At 67.3% G+C, this 22,338-nt stretch carries 19 protein-coding genes; 8 read left to right on the top strand and 11 right to left on the bottom strand.

Annotation, left to right across the window (positions count from 1 at the left end; all coding sequences use genetic code 11):
• Positions 1–309: 309 nt before the first annotated feature.
• The 9 genes from AB7M35_RS21740 to AB7M35_RS21700 all read right to left on the bottom strand — a co-directional run bounded on the left by AB7M35_RS21740 (position 310) and on the right by AB7M35_RS21700 (position 11,246).
• Positions 310–1,119, bottom strand: a complete 810-nt coding sequence (locus tag AB7M35_RS21740) for an ABC transporter ATP-binding protein (protein WP_453962630.1) — start codon at positions 1,117–1,119, stop codon at positions 310–312.
• Positions 1,106–2,092, bottom strand: a complete 987-nt coding sequence (locus AB7M35_RS21735; protein WP_453962629.1) for a FecCD family ABC transporter permease — start codon at positions 2,090–2,092, stop codon at positions 1,106–1,108. Before AB7M35_RS21735 ends, AB7M35_RS21740 begins: the two co-directional genes overlap by 14 nt.
• Entirely contained in the window at positions 2,089–3,162 is a 1,074-nt protein-coding gene (locus AB7M35_RS21730) for a FecCD family ABC transporter permease (protein ID WP_453962628.1), read from the bottom strand. Before AB7M35_RS21730 ends, AB7M35_RS21735 begins: the two co-directional genes overlap by 4 nt.
• Positions 3,131–3,979, bottom strand: a complete 849-nt coding sequence (locus tag AB7M35_RS21725) for an iron-siderophore ABC transporter substrate-binding protein (protein WP_453962627.1) — start codon at positions 3,977–3,979, stop codon at positions 3,131–3,133. The genes AB7M35_RS21730 and AB7M35_RS21725 overlap by 32 nt, the downstream gene beginning before the upstream one ends.
• A 149-nt stretch (positions 3,980–4,128) precedes the next feature.
• Positions 4,129–6,522, bottom strand: coding sequence for a TonB-dependent receptor domain-containing protein (locus AB7M35_RS21720; protein ID WP_453962626.1), 2,394 nt, complete (start codon positions 6,520–6,522; stop codon positions 4,129–4,131).
• A gap of 514 nt (positions 6,523–7,036) precedes the next feature.
• Positions 7,037–8,290, bottom strand: coding sequence for a DUF5996 family protein (locus AB7M35_RS21715; protein WP_453962625.1), 1,254 nt, complete (start codon positions 8,288–8,290; stop codon positions 7,037–7,039).
• Positions 8,291–8,367: 77 nt separating this feature from the next.
• Positions 8,368–9,303, bottom strand: coding sequence for a pirin family protein (locus AB7M35_RS21710; protein WP_453962624.1), 936 nt, complete (start codon positions 9,301–9,303; stop codon positions 8,368–8,370).
• Between the two features lie 61 nt (positions 9,304–9,364).
• The gene (locus AB7M35_RS21705; RefSeq protein WP_453962623.1) at positions 9,365–10,105 is read right to left on the bottom strand and encodes an SDR family NAD(P)-dependent oxidoreductase; all 741 of its coding nucleotides are present in this window, start codon (positions 10,103–10,105) and stop codon (positions 9,365–9,367) included.
• 247 nt (positions 10,106–10,352) lie between these two features.
• Entirely contained in the window at positions 10,353–11,246 is an 894-nt protein-coding gene (locus AB7M35_RS21700; RefSeq protein WP_453962622.1) for a LysR family transcriptional regulator, read from the bottom strand.
• A gap of 146 nt (positions 11,247–11,392) precedes the next feature.
• Here AB7M35_RS21700 and AB7M35_RS21695 point away from each other — a divergent pair, with 146 nt between their 5' ends.
• The gene (locus AB7M35_RS21695) at positions 11,393–12,046 is read left to right on the top strand and encodes a hydrolase (protein ID WP_453962621.1); all 654 of its coding nucleotides are present in this window, start codon (positions 11,393–11,395) and stop codon (positions 12,044–12,046) included.
• A gap of 137 nt (positions 12,047–12,183) precedes the next feature.
• Here the strand turns inward: AB7M35_RS21695 and AB7M35_RS21690 are convergent, their stop codons facing one another.
• Positions 12,184–12,744: a MarR family winged helix-turn-helix transcriptional regulator gene (locus AB7M35_RS21690; protein WP_453962620.1), complete on the bottom strand. Its 561-nt coding sequence runs from the start codon at positions 12,742–12,744 to the stop codon at positions 12,184–12,186.
• A 196-nt stretch (positions 12,745–12,940) separates the two neighbouring features.
• On the opposite strand from AB7M35_RS21690, the gene AB7M35_RS21685 reads away from it, so the two are divergent.
• From AB7M35_RS21685 to AB7M35_RS21655, 7 genes are all read left to right on the top strand, one after another.
• Positions 12,941–14,125, top strand: a complete 1,185-nt coding sequence (locus AB7M35_RS21685; protein ID WP_453962619.1) for an ABC transporter substrate-binding protein — start codon at positions 12,941–12,943, stop codon at positions 14,123–14,125.
• Positions 14,126–14,209: 84 nt separating this feature from the next.
• Positions 14,210–15,760 (top strand): class I adenylate-forming enzyme family protein, encoded by a 1,551-nt coding sequence (locus tag AB7M35_RS21680; RefSeq protein ID WP_453962618.1) that lies wholly within the window; start codon positions 14,210–14,212, stop codon positions 15,758–15,760.
• A gap of 28 nt (positions 15,761–15,788) precedes the next feature.
• A complete protein-coding gene (locus AB7M35_RS21675; RefSeq protein WP_453962617.1) occupies positions 15,789–17,045 on the top strand; it encodes a thiolase family protein in 1,257 nt (418 codons plus the stop codon).
• A gap of 37 nt (positions 17,046–17,082) precedes the next feature.
• Positions 17,083–17,946, top strand: a complete 864-nt coding sequence (locus AB7M35_RS21670; RefSeq protein ID WP_453962616.1) for a branched-chain amino acid ABC transporter permease — start codon at positions 17,083–17,085, stop codon at positions 17,944–17,946.
• A gap of 5 nt (positions 17,947–17,951) precedes the next feature.
• On the top strand, positions 17,952–18,959 hold the full coding sequence (locus AB7M35_RS21665) for a branched-chain amino acid ABC transporter permease (RefSeq protein ID WP_453962615.1): 1,008 nt from the start codon (positions 17,952–17,954) through the stop codon (positions 18,957–18,959).
• Entirely contained in the window at positions 18,956–19,696 is a 741-nt protein-coding gene (locus tag AB7M35_RS21660) for an ABC transporter ATP-binding protein (RefSeq protein WP_453962614.1), read from the top strand. Before AB7M35_RS21665 ends, AB7M35_RS21660 begins: the two co-directional genes overlap by 4 nt.
• On the top strand, positions 19,677–20,450 hold the full coding sequence (locus AB7M35_RS21655; RefSeq protein ID WP_453962613.1) for an ABC transporter ATP-binding protein: 774 nt from the start codon (positions 19,677–19,679) through the stop codon (positions 20,448–20,450). The genes AB7M35_RS21660 and AB7M35_RS21655 overlap by 20 nt, the downstream gene beginning before the upstream one ends.
• Positions 20,451–20,710: 260 nt before the next feature.
• Here the strand turns inward: AB7M35_RS21655 and AB7M35_RS21650 are convergent, their stop codons facing one another.
• Complete coding sequence (locus AB7M35_RS21650) at positions 20,711–22,156, bottom strand: NAD-dependent succinate-semialdehyde dehydrogenase (protein ID WP_453962612.1); 1,446 nt, start codon at positions 22,154–22,156, stop codon at positions 20,711–20,713.
• Between the last annotated feature and the right edge of the window lie 182 nt (positions 22,157–22,338).

Raw genomic sequence — 22,338 nt, 5'->3', positions numbered from 1 at the left:
GACCGTGCGCGTCGCCGATCCAGCCCGGGACGACGGACCGGCGACTCGCGACGCGGCCGAAAGCGCTCCCTAAAACTGGATCAACGAAGTCCATTTTAGGCGAACGGGAAAAAGATGTGCAATATCAGTAGGTTGGAACTTCTTTAATCCGCATCGGCCGATCGGCGCGACCAGCCGCCTCCCGCCCTGTTCGCGCTTGATTTCATTGCGGAATTCGACCTCGGGGCAGAGTTCGCACCGTGGTTCATTGCCCGGATTACGTTCGGGGGTGTTGCGCCGGGGCAACAGCCCCGGCAGGCCGGCCGAACGTCAAAAGCGGTCCGGCACCGGTATGCACATCGGTGTGTGGGTCACGGGATCGGCAATGATCGTCGAGCGGATGTCGAAGACGGCCTGGATCGTGTCGGCCGTCATGATGTCGCGTGGCGGGGCCGACGCGACGACCTGTCCGCCTTTCAGCATGATCATGTGATCGGCGTATCGGGCGGCCTGATTGAGGTCGTGCAGGACGGCCACGATCGTCTTCTTCCTGGTCCGCACGAGGCGCGCGGCAAGTTCCATCACCTCGATCTGATGGGCCAGGTCGAGAAAGGTCGTCGGTTCGTCCAGAAGCAGCACCGGCGTCTGCTGCGCCAGGGTCATCGCGATCCAGGCGCGTTGCCTCTGGCCCCCCGACAAATGGTCGACGGGCCGATCCTGCAGGTCCGTCATGCCGGTCAGGCCCAGCGCCTCCTCGCAGGCGAGACGGTCCGTCTCCGTCCAGCGGCTGAAGAGCGGCCGGTGCGGATAGCGCCCCTGCTGGACGAGGTCCCGCACGGTGAGGCCCTCGGGCGCAACCGGACCCTGCGACAGGACGCCGATCCGCTGCCCCATTTCCCTGGTCGACAACCGGTCGAGCGAAGCCCCGTCCAGCAGGATCGTTCCGTGCGTTGGCCGGAGCAGTCGGGAGAGGGCGCGCAGGACGGTGGATTTCCCGCTGCCGTTCGGCCCGACCAGCGCGGTGAGGGCACCTGCCGGCACGGACAGGTCGAGATGCTCGACAACGGGCGTCGATCCGTACCCGATGGAGAGATCCATCGTCTCGAAGCACCGCGTCTCACCCCGCTCAGGCTCCGGCATGGCGATGCCTCCAGAGCAGGAATCCGAAGAACGGTGCGCCGATCAGCGCCGTGACGACGCCGGCGGGCAGTTGCACGGACCCCAGTGCCGTGCGCCCCAGAAAGTCGGCGGCGGCGACAAGGAGGGCGCCGATCAGTGCCGACACCGGAAGAACGCGGGCGTGCATCGGCCCGACCAGCCGGCGGGCGACGTGCGGGGCGATCAGCCCAACGAAGCCGATCAGGCCGGCAACGGCGACGGCTGCGCCCGAGATCAGCGTGCAAAGAACGATCATCAGCGCCCGGACAAGGTTCACGCGTTGTCCAAGTCCGTGTGCGGCGTCATCGCCCAGGCGGACGAGATCGAGCTGACGGACCGACGCGACCGTCAGTGCCAGGGGAAGGGCGAGCCAGAGGGCGAGGATGCCGACGCCCGCCCAGTCTGCATGATAGACGCTGCCGGAGAGCCAGATGAGGGCGCGCTGGACATCCGTTATCGCTCCGAACGTCGACAGGGTGGTCGTCGCCGCTCCGGCGAGCGCGCCGAGGCCGATCCCGATGAGGATGATGCGCAGCGACGTCGTGCCGCTTCGCCAGGACAACCCATAGATCGCCGCGGCCATGGCGGAGGCTCCCAGGAAGCCGGCCCACGGCGTCAGCCAGGCCGGCACGCCCTCCGACCCGACCATGACGATCATGACCGCCAGGGCCGCGCCGGCATTGATGCCGAGGAGGCCGGGTTCGGCCAGCGGGTTGCGCAGGACCGCCTGGGCGATGGTGCCGGCGACCGCGAGAGCGGCTCCCACCAGCATGCTCAGGAGCAGCCGGGGCATGCGCAGATCGATCACGATCATCGCGACATGCGGCGGCACCTCCCCAGGCCGCAGCAGGAGCCCAAGAAGGTCTCCCGGCGCGACCGGATGGTCGCCATAGGCGAGCCCCGCGACGGTCAGCGCGGCAAGCAGCCCCAGGAGCGCCACGACAATCCGCGTCATGGCGCCTCCCGCAGGCGCGACCGGGCCAGCCAGATGAAGAAGGGTGCGCCGATCATCGCCATGGTCACGCCGACCGGAAAGCTCTGACTGGCGAAGAGGATGCGGCTCAGGGTGTCGGCCGTCAGCACCAGGAGCGCTCCGCCCACCGCGGCATAGGGGAGGAGCCATTTGTAGTCGGTGCCCACGGTCAATCGCACGACGTGCGGCACCACGAGCCCGACGAAGCCGATCGGGCCGGCGAGCGCCACCGCCCCACCGGCCAGCAGGATCACGACGATGGCCGCGACCCCGCGCCAGACCACCGGGCTTTGTCCGAGCGATCGTGACACGTCCGCACCAAGGCTCAGGACCGCCAGCTGCCGGGGAAAGGCCAGGGCGGCCACGAAGCCGGCGGCCATGTAGGGCGCCACGGCCCGGACCTCGCTCATCGTCCGGCCCGTGAGGGACCCCGCCGTCCACAGGCGGACGCTGTCGAGCGCGCCTCGGTCGTAGATCAGGATGGCGGTGGTCAGGGAGGTGAGAAACGCCGTCAGCACCGCCCCGGCGAGGATCAGCTTGACCGGAGCGTGGTGCGCGGGACCGATGGAGCCGACGAGCGAGACCAGAACGGCCGAGACGGCGGCCCCGGCGAAGGCTGCCCAGACGAAGGTGTGCTGGGCGCCCGCTCCGACCACGCTGATGGCCAGAACGACGGCGAAGGCCGCTCCGGCATTGATTCCGAGCAGGCTCGGTGAAGCCAGCGGATTGTTGGTGATGGCCTGCATGATCGCACCGGCGAGTGCCAGCCCGGCCCCGGCGAGCAGTCCGGCGAGAACCCGGGGCAGTCGGATCGTCACGATGACGAGATGCTCGCGGGAGCCGTCGAAGGCGACGATGGCATCGACCATATCTCGCACGGGGACCGCGGTGTGACCGAGGCTGACCGAGCACGCGCTCGCAACGGGCAGAAGGGCGCAGAGCGCCCCAAGGGCGACCAGGCGGCGCCTTTTGCCAATTGAGGCCCCTTTCGCGGCGACGCTCACCTCTTGATGTTCCCGCTCACGGATTGGCCAGGATATGGGCCTCGACATCGTCGAGCACCCGGTGCGCCGACGCCATGCCGTGGAAGCCCATCCATGTCGCGCGGTCGATCCGGTAGGCCCGGCCGGCCTGCACGGCGGGCAGCGTCTTCCAGAAGGGGTGGTCGACGGTTCGTGCGGCGAGGTCGTCGTCGGCTTCCGGGGTCATCCCGCCGACGACGACGTAGAGAAGCACGTCGCCGGTGAGTGCCGCGAGCTCCTCCCAGTCCGGCCGCTTGACCATGGTGTCGTCGCCGGTCGTCTCGTACCCGGTTCGCCTGACGCCCGCCTCGCTCAGCACCTGGTAGGGCGCGTAGGCGCCGGGACCGTCGAGATAGACCTGGAACCCCTGCGGGGCGACGCGGACCACGGAGACCTCGAGATCGTCGGGGACGCGCGCGCGGATCGCCGCCGCGCGGTCCTCGTAGTCCGAGAGCGCCCGGCGCGCCTGCTCCTGCCTGCCGACCACCCGAGCCAGGAGCAGATAGTGCGCCTTCCAGTCCATCTGATCGAGCAGAAGGGTGGGCGCCACCTGCGACAGCTTCCCGTAGATCTGTTCGTGGATGTAGGTGCTGCCGATGATCAGATCCGGTTGAAGCGCGACGATCCGCTCCAGGCTGGGCTGCATGGGATGCCCGATATCCGCGACGCCGCCCTGTTCCACCGCGGCGCGCAGGCTCTCCTCCTGGATGCCCAGCACGGGCACGCCGGCAATGGCAGCGTTGAGTTCGATCAGGGTGCCGAGCGACAACCACGGCTCGAGCAGGACGATCCTCTGCGGATTGGCCGGCACGCAGACGGGACCGCCGTGAATGCCTTCTGAAACCATTTCGCCATTGCACGCGGCAAAGGTGGGCGAAACGCAGGCCAGGCAAAGCAGCACGAGGCCGGTCAGCCTCCCGGCGATACCCTGTCCGGTGAGGCTGGTGCGACGCGGGCCGGCCTCCCGGCCGCCCGCCCGCGCGCGACCGCAACCGGTCAGAAGATCACCCTGACGTTCAGGCCGAACAGGCGGCTGGGGCCGGCCTGGGCGAAGGTCGGATTGACGCCGCTGCCTTGCAGTTCCAGCGTCGTGTAGTACTCCTCGTCCAGCAGATTTTCCGCGAACGCGTTGATCTCCCAATTGGCTTTGCGGATGCCGGCCTGCGCGTTCAACAGGAAGTGGGAATCCATGACTTCGAGCGGTGCGGCCACGTTGAACCGGGCGTTGTAGTCGGAGACGAACTTGGCATCGCCGCCGATATAGAACCCGTTGTTGAACGTGTAGAGCCCGCCGAACGCGACCGACCATTCCGGCGCCTCGGGGAAGCTTTCGCCCGAGAGGTCCCCGTAGATGCGGTGGTCGAAGTCCTCGAACTCCGTATGGAGATAGCCGACGGAGGCGAAGACCGAGAGGTTCTGGTTCACGTCGAAGGTCGGCTCGAACTCGAAGCCGTACGAATAGGACGACGCTGCGTTGCTGACGATCGCACCGCCGCCGATGCCGGGGGCGATGGACTCCACCTGCTGGTCCCGGTAGCGCGTGTAGAAGATGTTGCTGTTCAGCCTGAGCCGGTCTTCCAGAAAGCGTCCCTTGTAGAAGACCTCGTAGTTGTCCGCGAATTCCGGGTCGTACTGGATGGGCTCGTTGGTGACCGGATCGAGATAGTAGCCGCCGGTCCGGAAGCCCTGGGAATAGGTGGCCCCGGCCACGTGGTTCTCGTTGAACTGACGCGCGAGACCGATCTTCGGGACCGCGTTCACCTCGGAAATCGCGGCGTTCGTGTAGGTGGTCGTCGCCCCGTAGCCGATCACCGTGCTGGTGCCCGTTTCCTTGGTGGTCTCCTCGATATAGTCGACCCGACCGCCCAGTGTCGCTTTCCAGCCCGGCAGGAACTCGTAGGTCGCCTCGCCGAATGCCGCGAGGTTCGCCGTCCGGCGATCGTAGAGCGACTCCTGCTGCAGGCTGAACTCGGTCGCCCGCCAGAACAGGTCGGAATCCTGGTATTCGTAGCTGCCGAACACGCCGGCGACCCAGCTCCACCGATCCAGGTCGTAGTTGAGGCGGAACTCCTGCGTCGCCAGGGTGTCCGCGTAGGTTCCGTACCAGGCGTTCGCGACACCGGGCGTGCCGTTGTCCATGGATTCACGCTCGGTGAGGCCGTAGCTCAGGCCCGTCTGCGAGGTCAGCTTGAGAGCCGGCGTGATGGCGTGCGTGACTTCCAGGCCGGTGTTCTGCACCTCGATTTCCCTGAACTCCGCGAGCGTCGGCAACAGATACAGGTTGCCGGCTCCCGTCAGCGGATCGACGAGGCGCTCGTTCGGCCGGTCCTTGGAATAGGAGTAGGTGAGCAGGGCCCGGGTGTCTCCGCCGAGCGGCTCGTAGAGGAGTTTCGCGCGAATGTTTCCGCTCAGCTCCGTCCGGAAGTCGTCGTAGTTCTCGTAGATGTCGTAGGTCGGGTAATCGATTTCCGTCGTCAGCTGCTCGAAGGACCCCGCGATGCGCATCGCAATGCCGTTCTCCTGGCTGAGCGGCGTGTTCACGATGAAGTCCGCGCCGACCAGGTTCTTGTTGCCGGCCGTAGTGGAAAGGACATAGGCGTGGTCGAACTCCGGGTCCTTCGTCTTCAGATAGATCGCGCCGGCGGTCGCGGACCGGCCGCTCAACGTCGACTGGGGCCCGCGGTAGACCTCGACCTGCTCGGCATCCCAGAGGCTGCGCGCCCCGAAGCGCGAGTTGTAGCGGCTCTGCAGGATGCCATCGACGTAGATCGACCCCATGGGCGAACCAGCAGGCGAAAAGCCCTCGAAGTTCATCCCGCGAACGACGATGCCGGTGTTGTTGGTCGCCCCCTTCTCGACGTTGGCGAGGCGCCGGAAGGCGCCCGGCAGATACTGGATCTGGCCGTAGTCGATGTCCTCCGCCGTCACGATGCCGATGCTTGCGCTGGTGTCTTCCAGTGTGGTGGCATCGCGGGCGCCGTAGACGGAGATCGGATCGAGCGTGACGTGGTCCGTCGCAGCCGAGCCCTGCGCGGCGAGCGCGATCTGGTCCCGTCCGGCAAAACTGGCCCTCACGCCGGTGCCGGCGAGCAACGCAGTCAGCGCGGCGTTCGGCGTCATGGTTCCGCTGACGCCGCCGGTGGTCTTGCCGTTTGCCAGGCCGGCATCGAAGATGATCTGCAATCCGGTCTGCGCGGCGAGGTCATTCAGCGCTGCGGTCAGCGTCCCGCCCTGAACCGAGATCGACTGCGTGGCCGCCTGTGCAAGAGCCTCTTGCGGCGACACGAGAGGAAGCATCGATCCGAACGCGATGACCGTGCCCGCCAGCAGCGTGGCCTTTCGGCTACCGGCCCGCGTCCTGTTCGTCCTGCCCTGTCTCTGTCCAGCCATGAAGCCCCCGTTCACCCGGCTCTTGAAATGCCGGTACGCGCTCGGCGCGGTGTGTGCGTGTCGACGTACTCACCTGCTTGACGACTGGCTTTTGGGGTTTCGGACTCCGCCGCGAAGAATTTTCGATCGTTTGTTGCCCAGGCCCTCTCGCCGAGAGCGCTGCGGCAACCGGCTGCCGCCGTCGATGCGTTCGATCTCGACCGCTGGCTCGGTTGCTCTCAGGGCGTGGTCACCGGTCGCGGCAGCAAGCATGGATCGGTCGACGCCGCTCTCGCGCGGATCGGCCGGGGGTCGACGGGGCGCGACCGTGGCTCCGACCTTCCTGCAAGCGCTGGAACTGCTTGGCTAAACGGACCTGATTGCCACGTTCCCGAGGACCTGCCTGGTTCGCAGCCACATCAAGAGAAAGCTCCGAACCGGACAAGAGGCCCGCGCCAATGTTGCCAACGGTCTGAAGGGTGGCAGGTGGCAAGGCAGTGCGTGTGGTGGATGGTCTTGGACTGCTGCGGCTAGCCTATTTCCGACGCAGCACATCCTGCCACTCGGGATGCCTGTCGATCTGGGCCTTGGCGAAGGGGCAGAGCGGAATGATGCCGACGCCTTCGTTCCGCGCGTCCTCGACCGCCTGGCGCACCATCTGTTCGCCGACCTTGCAGCCACGCAGGACGGCAGGGACTTCGGTGTGGTCGATGATGATCAGTCCCGAGCCGACCCGGCTGTAGGTCATTTCGGCCTCGTGCCCGTCGACCACCATCCGGTAGCGGCCCTTCGATGGGCCATCCTCTCGTTCCACCGGTCCTTCGACCCCTGAGGGTGCGCGCGCGGTCTGGCCGGCACTTGGCGTCCGGACCGCTCTCGGCTGGCCCGGAGTGCACTCCAAGAGCTCGCGATCCCAACCGCCCAGTTCTGCGGCGGCCTCGTAGGTGGAGACGAGAAAGGCCAGCAACGCTCCGTCGGGATCTGTCGCCGACTGCACGGCTTCGTAAGGCAGGACGAACTCTCCCATTCCGTCGTGCCAGAAGGCGGCATCGGGGCGCACCGACGCGGCCCGGAAGGCGTTCGGGGTGGGATAGGCGTAGGCGTAGAAGGCGGGATAATCGATGCCACCGCCGCCCGGCCAGAACCCGGCCGAGGACACTTCGCGGTCGTAGGCCTCCTGCGCCACGTCGTCCGGCAAGGCCGGAATACCGGCCGGATGCAGGGGGGCGCGGTTCCCCGAGAACCGCGTGACGGCGAGGTCGAAGCTGCCCCAGAACAGGTGGACCGGGCTGGACTTGCCGAGGAAGGACGTCCGGAAGGTGTTGAAGACGCGGTCCACCGCCATCAGCGCCTGATGGAAGCGTCGAACGGCGTCCCGGTCGTAGGGACGATCCCGGTGATCCTCGTCGAACCGCACGGGGTCCGGCACTTCGTTTGGTCGCCGGTTGAAGGTCGGCGTGCCGCCGAGGTCGGAAACGAGCCGGACGAAATCGGCATGGAACGCTGCGACCGTCGTCGGTCCGAGCGCGAAGGACGCTTCCCGCCCCTCGCCGTTGGTGCCCCTGACGCGGTGTTCGTGGACGTCGAACAAGATCTCGATGCCGGGGCCGTCGGGGATCGGAGAGGACCACAAGCCGCGCGGCGTGACATGAAAGGTCGCGTGCCAGGAATGGTTGATCCACGGCGTGTGCGCCAGCCGGTACTTGCCGGCAACCTGCAGATAGAGATGCAGCGCGGAGCACGTCTCCCGCCAGCCGAGATAGTCGAGGTGAGGCCAGGTGTTGCTCATTCGGCATCCTCCTGCCGGTCTGCACCCGGCGCACGTCGGTTTCGTCTCGTCTCGGGCGGTCGGAAGCAATTGCCCAGTCAGTCGGGAAGGGGAATGTGCTCGTCGCGGTCATCCGTCGGAAGGTCGAACCGTCCGTTGCCCCAATTCTGTGCCCGCCAGTCGGCCTTGGCTTCCTCGATCCGCTCGCGGGAGGACGCCACGAAGTTCCACCAGATGAACCGTGGCCCGTTGAGCGTCGCGCCGCCGAGGACCATCAGCCGCGCGCCGCTTTCGCCAGCGGCGACCGTGATCCGGTCACCCGGACGGAACACCATCATCCGCCCGGCGTCGAAAGACTGGCCGGCAATCGAGATGGAGCCGTCGACCACGTAGATGCCGCGATCCTCGTGGTCGTCCGGCATCGGCAGCCGGCGTCCCGGGTCGAGCTTCACGTCGGCGTAGAAGGTCTCGGAGTGCATCGCCGCCGGGGCGGTCTTGCCGTAGGCGGTCCCCAGGATCAGCCGAACCGAGACGCCGTCGTCCTCGATCATCGGCAGCGTCTCCTTGCCGAAATGCTCGAATGACGGATCGATATCTTCGTGGCTGTCGGGCAGGGCCAGCCAGGTCTGGATCCCGAACAGGCTATTCGGACCGCTCCGCGCCGCCGTGGGCGTGCGCTCGGAATGGGTGACGCCGCGTCCGGCCACCATCCAGTTCAGCGCGCCGGGACGGATGATCTGGTCGGCGCCGGTGCTGTCGCGATGATGGAAGTCGCCGCGAAACAGGTAGGTGACGGTGCCGAGACCGATGTGCGGATGGGGCCGGACATCCACGCCCTGTCCGGTCAGAAACTCGGCCGGTCCCGCCTGGTCGAAGAAGATGAACGGCCCGACCATCTGACGCTTCGGGGCCGGCAGCGCGCGCCGGACCTCGAAACCGCCGAGGTCGCGGCTGCGCGGCACGATCAGGGTTTCGATGGCATCGAGGCCCGCGTCATCGGGGCAGCCGGGTTCAAGCGTCGGGTTCCAGCTCATGCACGTCGTTCTCCTGCATCGTGGTAGACCTGATGGTTGTAGGCGCCCGCCCCGGACCCGGTCAGGCAAGCGCGCCGGCGTCGGCGGTCAGGACCGCGCCGGTGATCGCGCTCGCCGACGGACTTGCGAGGAAGACCACGGCGTTGGCGATTTCACGCGGGTCCGCGTAGCGGCCCAGCGACGTCAGGCTTCGCTGGAGATCGGCGGTTTCACCGCCCGCCGGATTCGACTCCGTATCGGTCGCCCCCGGCTGCACCAGATTCACGGTGATGTCGCTCGGCCCAAGCTCGCGTGACAGGCCGCGGGTGAAGGAGGTCAGCGCAGCCTTCGACATCGCGTAGACCGTTAGTCCGGGGAACGGGACCCGCTCGCCGAGCGCCGAGCCAACCGTGACGATGCGGCCCCCGGCGACGAGATGCGGAATGACTGCCTTTGCGAACAGCACCGGAGCGCGCACATTGACGTCCATCACCGCCTGATAGGCGTCGACGTCGATCTCGGCGATCGGTCCGGCGTGGCCGATCGCGGCACTGTTGACGAGGATATCGAGTCCGCCGAGCGCCGTGACTGCCTCGCTGACCGACCGCGCGATGTCCGTCGGGTCTGCGCTGTCGGCCTGGATCGGAACGGCGCGCCGCCCGGCCCCCTCGATCGACCTGGCCACCCCTTGGGCTCGCTCGGTCGAGCGCTGGTAGGTGAAGGCCACATCGGCGCCGTTCTCCGCCAGCGCCAGTGCGATCGCAGCGCCGATGCCCCGCGACCCTCCCGCCACCAGCGCGCGTTTCCCGTGCAAGTCGATCATGGGGCGATCCTTCATGCCGTCACGTGTCCGAACAGCCGGGCGCCGCACGTGAGCGTGTCATTGCCTCCGAACCTAGTTCCGATGACTGGTGCTCCGTAGTCACGCGGAGCGACACACAGCGTCGCGGCGCGGGGAACGCCGCCCGATCGTGCCCCTGATCCGGGCGGATCCTGCATTTGCGGACATGGGACCGCGGCAAGCGGGCGACCTGCGGCAAGCTGGAGCCGCAAGGCTCCGTGACGCCAGCCTAACGGTCGAGGCCCCAGACTTCGGGATGACGCTCGAAATGCTCGATCAGCATGTCGGCCAGAACCCGGACCTTCCGCGCGGGATACTGGCCCGGCGGGCGAACAACGAACACGCCCGCCGGCGGCGGGGGATAGCGCGTCATGATCGGGACGAGGGCGCCGGATGCCAAATGCGCGTAGGTGAGGCAGTCGGGGAGCCAGCCGATGCCGAGCCCGGCGACCGCCGCGGCCACAAGGGCGAGGCCGCTGTCCGCCTTGAACCGGCCCTGGGGCTGGATCCGGATAACCTTGTCGCCATCCATGAACTGCCAGGTTTCGGTGCCCTGCATGAGGGCCTCGTGCGCGGCGACCTCCTCCGGCGTCTCCGGTGCGCCGTGGGCGGCAATGTAGGCCGGGCTGGCGACGAGCTGTCCGTAGCTCGGCCCGATGCGTCTCGCGACCAGATTGGAATCCGGCATCAGGCCGACGCGGATTCCGCAGTCGAAGCCCTCGGCGATGAGATCGACGAAGCGATCGCTGTAGGAACTGTGAATTTGCAGCTCCGGGTAGCGGAGCGCCATGTCCGCGAGCACCGGTGCGAAGTGTGTCGGACCGAAGGAGAGCGGCATGGCGACGCGCAGGCGACCACGAAGATCTCCCGTCGGGCGTATGGTCTCCCTGGCCGTGTCGATCTCCGCGCCGATCCGCGCCGCATGTTCGCGGAACGTGACGCCCGCTTCGGTGAGGGCGGCCCCCCGCGTCGTCCGCGCCAGAAGCTGGACGCCCAGTTCCGCCTCGAGGCGGACGAGCCGCCGGCTGACGATCGACTTGGACACCCCGAGGCGGCGCGCGGCCGCCGAAACGCCGCCGGTGTCGGCCACGGCCACGAACGTCTCGAGATCCTCGATATCCACCAGGCGTTCCCCTTCTCGCGACACAGCTTGCCGCGCACCGGCACTATCGCGCCGTCAAGCGGACCGGCAGATAGCGGCGAGGCACCGACGCCAGCAGGTGCCTCCCGGAAACTCCAACGCCCCGAGTGGCAGGAAAGTGTGCAGCAATGACCTCGCGCAACGGCCTCGCTTCACTTCTTCGTCCCGAGGATTCGGTCCTCGTCTTGATCGATCATCAACCCTACCAGCTCGCCAACCTGAATAGCCACGACCCCCACATGGTGGTCAACAACTCGACCGCCTTGGCAAAGGCCGCCAAGATCTTCGGTGTCCCGACCATCCTGACGAGCGTGATCGCCGATCGAGGCGGACGTATCTTCCCGCAGATCACCGACGTCTTTCCGGGCCAGGAGGTGATCGACCGGACATTCATCAATACCTGGGAGGACCGGAAGGTCGTCGAGGCCGTGGAGGCGACCGGCCGCAAGCAGCTCATCATCGCGGGCCTCTGGACCGAAGTCTGCGTTGCCATGCCGGCGATCCAGGCGCTCGGGGAGGGCTGGGACGTAACGGTCGTAACCGATGCCTCCGGTGGAACCTCGCTCGAGTCCCATGAAGTCGCGATCCAGCGGATGATCGGGGCCGGCGCCAACATGATGACCTGGCTCGCCGTGGCGGCCGAATGGCAGCGCGACTGGGCCCGCGCCGACCACGCCGGGGACCTGGCCGAGCTGCTCGTGCAGCATGCCGGCGGCAGCGGCATCGCGTTCCTGTGGGAGCAGCAGCTCCTGAACACGCCGGTGCCCGCGACGGCCGGCTGATCCGGAGGGGGTGACGCGGTCAGACCGATGGGGCCCGCCAGCCTCTGATCGGGCCTCGTCATACCCATGCGTGGCCGCTTGTCGGCGCGCGGCTGAGCAGCGACGGCGCTGACGCTGGGGATGAGAGCAGAACCCGCTCAGGGCTGCCGTGAATTGTCGGCGTCGGGCGCGTGCTTCTGTTCGAGCCAGGCGCGGTCGCGGTCGTCGATCATGTGCCAGAGCACCTGCCAGAAGCCGCGGACGGCGTCGTCGCCGGCCATCCTGTAGGCCCGGGCGATCCGCTCGAACTGGCGCCCGGTCAGCGCGTCGAACAGCGCCCTGCCGTCGTCCGTGACGTAGAGCTGCCGCTGCCGCCGGTCGGTCATCGACGTCTTCTGTTCGATGAGACCCTTGCGCAACAATTCGCCCATGGGCCGCTGGATGTTCTGGTGCGTCACGCGAAGCAGCGAGAGCAACTCTCCGACCGTGATCCCCGGGGCCTGCGAGACGAAATAGAGTATCCGGTGATGCGTTCGCCCGAAGCCGAACTCCGCGAGCTTGCGGTCGGCGTCTTCCGCCAGGTTCAGGTGCGCGAAGAAATGCAGCTCGAGACCGCGGTGCAGGGGCTCGGTCGGTGCCGCGGCCGGGTCGCCCGCGGATGAGCGCTCCCCGGCCCGGGGGCGCGCTTCAGCGGAAGCCGGAGCTTTCTCCTTGGTCATTCCTGGCGGCCCATCGCTTCACCCGATCGTCCTGCCCGTGCAGGGCTTTTCGACCTACACACATGACAAGATGTGCGCAATCGCGATAATCACTCAAATCAAGATAGTACAAATCAATTGACATAATTTTCCCCCAGGGATTAGCTCTGCCTCAGAGCCCGCGCAGATGGGCTGCAGACAAGTTGGGAGGAAGATCATGGACACCATCAGGCGTGTTTCATGCGCGGCCGCGGCTGCCGCGCTGAGCGTTCTCTGGGCGACCGGCGCCGGCGCAGAGGACAAGGAATTCAAGATCGGCGGCGTCGTCGCCATGAGTGGCGCCTACGGCGTCATCGGCGAGGCGATGCAGCGGGGCGCCGAGCTGGCCGTCGAGATGCGCGGCGGCAAGGTTCTCGGCGCGCCGATCGTGTTCGACTGGCAGGACACCGAAACCAAGCCCCAGGTCGCCGTTCAGAAGGCGACGAAGCTGATGGCCGGCGGCGCGAACATGCTGTTCGGCGCGGTCAGCTCCGGGTCCACGCTTGCCGTCATGAAGGTGGCGGAGCGCCGGAAGGTCCCACTGCTGGTGACCCTGTCGGCCAGCGACGAGATCACCGGATCGCAGATGTCGCCCTACGCCTTCCGCACGTCGAATCCGGTCAACATGGAAAACCAGATGATGGCCGAGTTTGCGTCGAAGGAGGGCCTCAAGAAGGTCTACGGCGTGGTCGCGGACTACACCGTCGGTCGCGAGATGTGGGACAACCTCAAGGCCAAGCTCAAGGACAAGAACATCGAGATCGTCGCCGAGGACTTTCCGCCGCTCGGCAACAAGGACTACGCCATCATCATCGACAAGGTCGGCAAGTCAGATGCCGACGGCGTGGCGATGATCATGACCGGTGGCGACGCCATCACGTTTCTGAAGCAGTCCGGACAGGTGGGGCTGAAGAACGAGAAGGCGGTCTTCGGCACCATGGTCATGGACGAGCTGATGGGCAGCGCCGTCGGCGACCAGAGCTACGGCGTGAACTCCACCCTGCGCTATCACTTCTCCACCGAGAACGAGGCGAACGCCGCCTTCGTAAAGGCTTTCCGCGACAAGTATGGGGAGTTCCCCAACCAGTTCGCCGGCGAGGCCTTCGACGGGCTCTCCTGGTTTCTCGACGTTGTCGAGGAAACCGGCAGCTGGGACGCCGACACCTGGGTGAAGGCGTTCGAGGCGAGCACCTACGAGAAGTCGGTCGAAGGGGTGAAGACGATGCGGGCCTGCGATCATCAGGCCGCGCAGATGGGCGTCTTCGGCAAGGCGGTGAAGGGCGAAGCGCCCTATCCCGACGTCACCATGGACGTCACCTACACCTTCGAGCCCGATCTGCTGTTCGCTCCCTGCAAAGACTGATCGCTCGATCCGGCCCGCCGCGTCGCGCCTTCCTCGAGGCGGCGGGCCCTGCCGGTATGAAGCAACCGCCCCACAGGATCTGCCATGCGGATGATCGACTACTTCCGGAAGGGCGTCGAGCGCGCGCCTGACCGGCCGGCCTTTGTCGACGAGACCCTCGCCATCAGCTACCGCGAGATCGACGCGATCGCCTCGTGCATTGCCGGCGCGATGCCGGCGCCGGGGCCCGAAGGGGTCCGGGCCGCCGTCTACAGCCCGAACCATCCGCTGGCGTTCGCCTGCATCATGGGCATCTTCTACGCGGGAGGCGTCTGGGTTCCCGCCAACGCGCGCAACACCGTGGCGGTGAACGCCCACTTCCTCTCCATGACCGGCTGCGAGATCCTCTTCTACCATTCGAGCTTTCAGGCCGAGGTCGAGGCGCTCCGCGGCCGCGTCCCCAGCATCGAGACGCTGGTCTGTCTCGATGCCGACGGGCCGGAGGGCATCCGGTCCCTGGACGCCTTCATGGCGGCGGGCAGCGGAACCGCGCCGGACGTCGATGACGATCCCGACCGCATCGTCACGGTCTTTCCGACCGGAGGCACCACGGGGCTCTCCAAGGGCGCGCCGTGGTCGCACCGGACATGGGAGGCGATGATCAGCGCCTTCTGGCACTGCATGCCGAACCAGGAGCCGTCCGTCCATCTCGTCGCCGGGCCGATGACGCACGCAGCCGGTGGCCTGGCTCTGATGATGGTTCCGCACGCCACCACCAACGTCGTGCTTCCGAAGGCCGATCCCGAGCTGATCATGCAGGCGATCGAGCGGCACCGGGTCACCCACGTCTATCTGCCGCCGACCGTGCTCTACATGATGCTGTCGCATCCCGAAGTGGGCAAATACGACTACTCGTCGCTGAAGTACTTCGTGCTCGCGGCAGCCCCGATCGCGCCGGAAAAGCTCCGGCAGGCGATGGAGGTCTTCGGGCCGGTCATGTGCCAGTGCTACGGCCAGGCCGAAGTGCCGATGTTCATGACGTTCCTCTCCACGGCCGACCTTCTTGGGGCGAGCTCCAACGAGGCCGCGAGACGCTATGCGAGCTGCGGGCGGGCCACCATGAACGTCCGCCTGGAGATCATGGACGACGAAGGCACGGTGCTCGCGCCGGGCGAGCGCGGCGAGATCGTCGCGAAGGGGTCGCTCGTCTTTCCCGGCTACTACCGCAACCCGAAGGCGACCGAAGAGGCCTCCCGGTTCGGCTGGCACCACACCGGAGACGTCGGATACCGGGACGAGGACGGCTTCGTCTACATCGTCGACCGCAAGAAGGACATGATCGTCACCGGGGGGTTCAACGTCTTCTCCGTCGAGATCGAACAGGTGCTGCTGTCGCATCCCGCGGTGCGCGAATGCGCCGTCATCGGCGTGCCCGACGCCAAGTGGGGAGAGGCCGTCAAGGCGGTCATCGAGGTGAGGCCGGGCGCCACGGTGAGCGAGGCTGACCTGATTGCCCTCGTCAGGGCCGAGCTGGGCGGGGTCCACGCGCCGAAATCCATCGAGATCTGGGACGAGCTGCCCCGAAGCGGCAACGGCAAGGTGCTGAAGCGCGACGTGCGCGAAGTCTTCTGGAAGGACCATGAGCGGGCCGTCTGAGCACGGGATCCGCCAGGGAGAGAACGCAATGTCCAACAATGTCTACGTGCTCGGGGTCCACACCACCGTCTTCGGCCGTCGTCCGGACGCGACGATCAAGGACCTGACCCGCGAGGCCTATCTCGGTGCCCTCGCCGATGCCGGCCTGGAGTCGGGCCGGGACATCGAAGCCGCCTGGTTCGGCAACTGCCTGATGTCCTACTGGGGACAGGCGCTGACCCGCGGCAACATCGCCTTCATCCCGCTGGTCCGCGAAGGGCTGTTCCCCGACCGGGCGCCGATCGTCAACGTGGAAGGGGCATGCGCGACCGGCAGCCTCGCCATCGCCGGGGCGGCGAAGGAAATCCGGGCCGGCGACGCCGACGTCACGCTGGCGATCGGGCTCGAAAAGCTCTTCGACCAGAAGAACCCGAGGGCCATCTTCCCGCTTTTCGCGGGAGGCATGGATCTGCTGGATCCGCAGGAATGGGAGGAGGAGTACCGCTCGATCGGCGAGAGGATCGGTGTCCCCTTCACGCCGGGAGAGGACCGCACCATCGCGATGGACACCTACGCGATGCAGGCGAACTACCACATGGCGACCTACGGCACGACGGCCGAGCAGATCGCGGTGGGAGCCGCCAAGAACCACTGCAACGGCGCGCTGAACGAAAAGGCTCAGTACCGCTTCGAGATGACGCCGGAGGAGGTGCTGGCGGACCGCCCGATCTCGGCGCCGCTCACCCGGGCGATGTGCGCCCCGATGGGCGACGGCGCGGCGGCGGCGGTCCTGTGTTCCGAACGCTTCCTGAAGAGCCAGCCGGCATCGGTGCAAGACCGGGCCATTCGCATCGCCGGCCTGTCCCTCGCGGGGGGCAAGTACCGCGCCCTCGACGAGCCGAGCCTGACCAGGGCTGCGGCGGACAAGGCCTACGCCCAGGCCGGTATCGGTCCCCGCGACATCGATGTTGCGGAGGTGCACGATGCGACCTCGTTCTGCGAGATCTACCAGTGCGAGATGATGCGCTTCTGCGACGAGGGGGAGGGCGGCGCCTTCGTCGGCAGCGGTGCGACCAAGATCGGCGGCGAGCTGCCCATCAACACGTCGGGAGGGCTGGTCTCGAAGGGCCATCCGATCGGCGCGACGGGCGTCTCCATGTGCTACGAACTCGCCACGCAACTGCGCGGCGAGGCGGGGCCCCGGCAGGTCGAGGGCGCCACGTTCGCGTTGCAGGAGAATGGTGGGGGCATCATCGGCATGGAGGAGGCGCTCGCCGCCGTTTCCATCTACGAGCGAACCCGATGACCCCAGGCGCGCGCTTCCGGTTGCCGGGGAGGATGCCATGGTCGCCACCGCGCTGATCGGCCTCAGCATCGCGATGCTGCTGTTCCTGCTCGCCGCCGGGCTGACGCTGGTCTTCGGCATGCTGGGCGTGATCAATTTCGCCCACGGCGCCATCTACATGCTCGGCGCGTTCGGCGCCTTCGAGGTCTACCGCACAACCGGGAGCTTCTGGCTCGCTCTCATCGTCGCTCCGCTCGCCGTGGCGGTGATCGGGGCCGTGATGGAGATGGTCCTGCTGCGGCCGCTCTACGACCGGGACCACGTCGAGCAGCTCCTCATGACCTTCGGCGCGATCCTGGTCATCGAGGAAGGGGTCCGGATGGTCTGGGGCCTCGGCTACCGCGACCTTCCGCTGCCGCCCGCTCTGGAGGGATCGCTCACCGTGCTGGGTGACGACGTTGCGGTCTATCGCCTGTTTCTGCTGGCGGCGGGGACGGCGGTCGGGGCCGGTCTCTTCCTGCTGATCGAGAAAACCAGGCTCGGCATGGTGCTGCGCGCGGCGATGAGCTACCCGACAATGGTGCGGGCGCTGGGCATCCGCATCGATCGGGTGCGCACCATCGTGTTCGCCGTCGGCGCCGCGCTGGCGGCGCTGGCCGGCGCGATCGCGGCCCCCATCGTGCCGATCCAGGTGGGGATGAGCTTCACCATCATTGTCGACTGCTTCGTCGTCGTCATTCTCGGCGGCCTCGGCAACATCCGCGGCGCGATCGCGGCGGCCATCCTGCTCGGCCTCGTCCAGGCGTTCGGCCAGCATTACTTCCCCTCGTGGATCGAGGTTGCCACCTATCTCGTGCTGATCGGGGTGCTTCTTGTCCGGCCCCAGGGTCTGTTCTCGGTCGCACCGGCACGGAAGGCCTGAGGCGCATGACCCGATCACGCTGGATCTCGAGCCTGGTGCTGACCTTCGCGATCCCGGCCGCGGCGGTCGGCGCCGCCTTCGCCACCGACCCGGGTACCCAGTATCTGATCGCGCTGATCCTGGTCTGGAGCATCTTTGCGGTCGGGTTCGATCTCGTCTTCGGCGTCGCGGGCATCCTGTCCTTCGGTCACGCCGCCTTCTTCGGCGCCGGAGCCTACGTCTATGCGGTCCTGACCCTGGACTACGGCGTCCCGGGTCTCGCCGCCCTTGCCGCGGCGGTGCTCATGGGCGCGCTTCTCGGCGCCGTCTTCGGCGCGGTCACGCTGCGGGTGACGGGCATCTATCTCGCCCTGACCACGCTGGCGCTCGCCCAGCTCGTGCATCATCTGGTCGAGGTGAAGCTGAAATCCGTCACCGGCGGGACCGACGGTCTGGCCGGCGTGCCGCGACCCGAACTCCTCGGGATCGATTTCTATGACGACCGGATGTTCGTCGTCTTCGTCGCCGCCATCTTCCTGGTGCTGATGCTCGCGAATGCGGTCATGCGCGCGTCTCCGTTCGGAGACGTCCTGCGGGCGATGCGGCAGAACGAGGTCCGCGTCGAACAGCTCGGCTACGACATCCGGCTCTACAAGCTGTCGGCCTTCGCCATCTCCGGCGGCTATTCCGGCATTGCCGGCGGGCTGCTCGGCGCGCTCGTCATGTATGTGGGGCCCGAGATGACCCGCTGGATCACGTCCGGCGACGTCCTCATCATGACGGTGCTCGGAGGCCGGGGCACCTTCGCGGGGCCGGTGGTCGGCGTGATCGTCTTCGAGTGGCTGAAGGAGTCCGTCTCCGGCTACACCGAGCACTGGTACGGCGTGCTCGGCATCGTCTTCATCCTGATCACCCTATACATGCCCGGCGGGATCGTCGGGGTCGTGGGCCGGTTGGCGAAGCGCCGCAGCGCCGCGCCGCGGGCCGCGAACACGCCGGATGCGGCCCCCGAACGCTCCTCGGAGGCGGCATGAGCGTCGTGCTGTCCTGCTCCAACCTGTCGGTGTCGTTCGGCGCGTTCTCGGCGCTTTCCGGGATCTCCCTCGGTTTCGAGGAGGGGCGCACGACGGGCCTGATCGGGCCGAACGGCGCGGGAAAGACCACCTTTCTCAACGCGCTGACCGGGCTGCAGCGGGCGACGTCCGGGGCGATCGTGCTCAACGGCCGCGACATCACCGGGCTTCCCGCCCACCGCCGGGCCCGCATCGGCATGGCGCGATCCTTCCAGATCGTCACCGTCTTTCCCCAGATGACCGTTCTGGAGAACGTCCAGGTCGCCCGCATGCGGGCCCACATGAAAGTGGCCGTGCCCTGGCGCACGATCGCCTCGTTCCCGGAGGTCGGCAGGGAGGCGCTGGCGACGATCGACCGCTTTGGCCTGTCCGACGTCGCCGACGTTCCGGCGGGCACGCTGTCGCACGGTCGCCAGCGCGCGCTGGAGCTTGCGATCGTTCTGGTCAACGAACCGCGGGTGCTCCTGCTCGACGAACCGCTCGCCGGTGTCGGGCGAGCCGAACTCGATCATTTCGCTGGGCTGGTGCGCGAGGTCAGCGCACGCCAGACGACGATCGTGGTGGAACACAACATGGATGTCCTGATGGAGATGGCCCGCGACATCGTCGTGTTGGTCGGAGGGCAGGTGCTGGCCCGCGGGACGCCGGAGGCGATCCAGTCCGATCCGAAGGTGCGCGATGCCTACCTTGGAGCATGAAGCGCTGGCGATTGAGGCGGCGAACGTCTTCTACGGCGGCGCCCAGGCCCTGCACGATGTGTCGCTCTCGGTCCGGCGCGGAGAGGTGGTGGCACTCGCCGGGCGAAACGGGGCAGGCAAGTCGACCACGCTGAAGGCGATGGCCGGCCTGATCGCATTGCGAAGCGGCACGCTCCGTCTAAACGGGGCAGGACTGCCGGCGCCGACACCCGAAGGCATGAACCGGGCCGGCGTTGCCTACGTGCCGGAAGATCGACAGATCTTCCCGACGCTCACGGTGGAGGAAAACCTCTCCATTGCCAGGGTCGTGCGCCGGCACGGCGCCGGATGGAGCCGGGAGGACGCCTTCGCGGTCTTTCCGCGGCTTGCCGAGCGCCGCCGTGCCCCCGGCCAGGCGCTGTCGGGCGGCGAAAAGCAGATGCTGGCGATCGGCCGCGCGATGATGTGCGCGCCGAAATTCCTGCTCCTCGATGAGCCCATGGAGGGCCTGGCGCCCAACATCGTTTGGGGTCTGGTCGAGTCCATCCGCTCGATCGTGGCGACGGGCGTTGGCGTCATCATGGTGGAGCAGAATTTCCGGGTTCCGGCAGAACTCGCCTCGCGGTTCGTGATCCTTGATTCCGGACGGGTCGCCTGGGCCGGCGATCGCGACGCACTGGAGACCGACCGCTCCCGCGTGTCGTCCTTGTTGTCTGTCGCCCCGGAAGCCGAACCGCATCGCAGGTCCGCCCCTGATGGCGCCAAGGCAAGATGAGCGGAGGACGGTGCCTCCGCCCTGTTCGACATCCCTGGCCGGACGCGACGCCTCCGGGAGCGGCCCCGCACCGATTGAGCGCTGACGGAAACGGCGTCCCTCCACATCCGCGCGTGAGCCGCGACCGGACGCCTTACGCTGAGGTTCTGAGGCCGGCGTTTCCCGCGGTTTGCGGGTCACGCCGTTCCATGGGGATCGCCGGCGTCGAGGAGGGAGAGCGCGTCGTCTGGTTGCGCTCCTCCGCGACGGCGGGCAGCCGCTCAGCTCAGGCTGATCGTCTTGGTGACGAGGTACGGCTCCATGCCCTCGATGCCGCCTTCGCTTCCGTAGCCGCTCTGCTTGACGCCGCCGAAGGGCGTCTCGGGCATGTTCACGAAGCTGTTGTTGATGCCGAGCATCCCCGTCTCGACCTCGCGCGAAAGCCGGGCGGCGGTGGCCGTCGAGCGCGTGTAGGCGTAGGCGGCGAGGCCGTAGGGCAGCCGGTTGGCCTGGCCGATCGCGTCGTCGAGCGAGCCGAAGGCCGTGACGGTCGCGACGGGGCCGAACGGCTCCTCGTTCATGATTCGCGCCGTTTCCGGCACGTCGGCGAGCACCGTCGGCGCATAGAAATAGCCCTGGTTGCCGATCCGCCGGCCGCCGGCCTTCAGCGAGGCGCCGTGCTCGATGGCGTCCGTCACGAGGTTCTCGACGAACGGAACCCGCCGGGCGTGGGCGAGAGGCCCCATCTGGACGTCTGGGTCGAACCCGTCGCCGACCTGCACGCCCATGGCGGCTTCCGCGAGGCCATCGACGAAGCGCTCGTAGACGGGCTCCTCGACGAAGAAGCGGGTCGGCGAGATGCAGACCTGTCCCGCGTTGCGGTACTTCGTCGCCGACATCATCTTGACCGCGAGATCGACGTCGGCGTCCGCGCAGACGATGACCGGGGCATGGCCGCCCAGCTCCATCGTGCAGCGCTTCACGCCGGCATCCGCCGCCAGGCGGGCCAGATGCTGGCCGACTGCGGTGGAGCCGGTGAACGAAATCTTCCGGATTGCCGGATGGGCGATCAGTCGTTCCGAGACCATCGACGGCTTGCCGTGGACGACGTTGAGGACGCCGTTCGGAAGCCCGGCGTCGGCCAAGGCCCGGGCGATCTCCAGGACCGTCGAGGGCGTTTCCTCGGCCGGCTTGATGACCATGGTGCACCCCACCGCAAGGGCGGAGGCGATCTTGCGCGCCGGGATGATCCCCGGGAAGTTCCACGGCGTGAAGGCGGCGACGGGCCCGACGGGCTCCTTCACCACGTTCCACTGAACGCCGGGAATCGAGGCCGGGATGATTCGGCCATAGGTGCGCCGGCCTTCCTCCGCGGTCCATTCGATGATCAGCGCTGAGGCCTGCACCTCCTGGTGCGCCTGGGCGAGCGGCTTGCCCTGGTCCATGACCATGCGGGCGGCGATGTGATCCGCCCGGTCTCTCAGCAGGGCGGCCGCACGGCGCAGGATATCGGAGCGCTGCAGTGCGGTCCTGTTGCGCCAGTCCGGGAAGGCGCGCGCGGCGGCATCGGCCGCGCGATCGAGAAGGGCTTCATCCGCATGCGGGAGCCTTGCGAGCGCCATTTCGGTCGCCGGGTTGATGACGTCCTCGCCGGGGCGGCCTTCGGCCCCGATCCATTCGCCGTCGACATAGAGCTCAAGGTCACCGTACGCCTGCTGGCCTGCCATCGAGGTGGTTCCTCCCGGAATTTCAGTGTTTTGGATTGATCTGGACGTGAAGGGGCGGGGAAGACGGCCGTTCAGGCCGGCGCCATCCGCACCAGAGATTGTATGATATACAATACTGTTTGACCATGTGAAATTCCGGCGATACCCTTCCGGAAAACAATAGTTCGAGGGAGGGAGCCCCC

It is taken from the genome of Amorphus suaedae (assembly GCF_053629675.1).
Note: the sequence above shows the minus strand (reverse complement) of the source record. Positions and strands in the feature narration are given on the sequence as shown.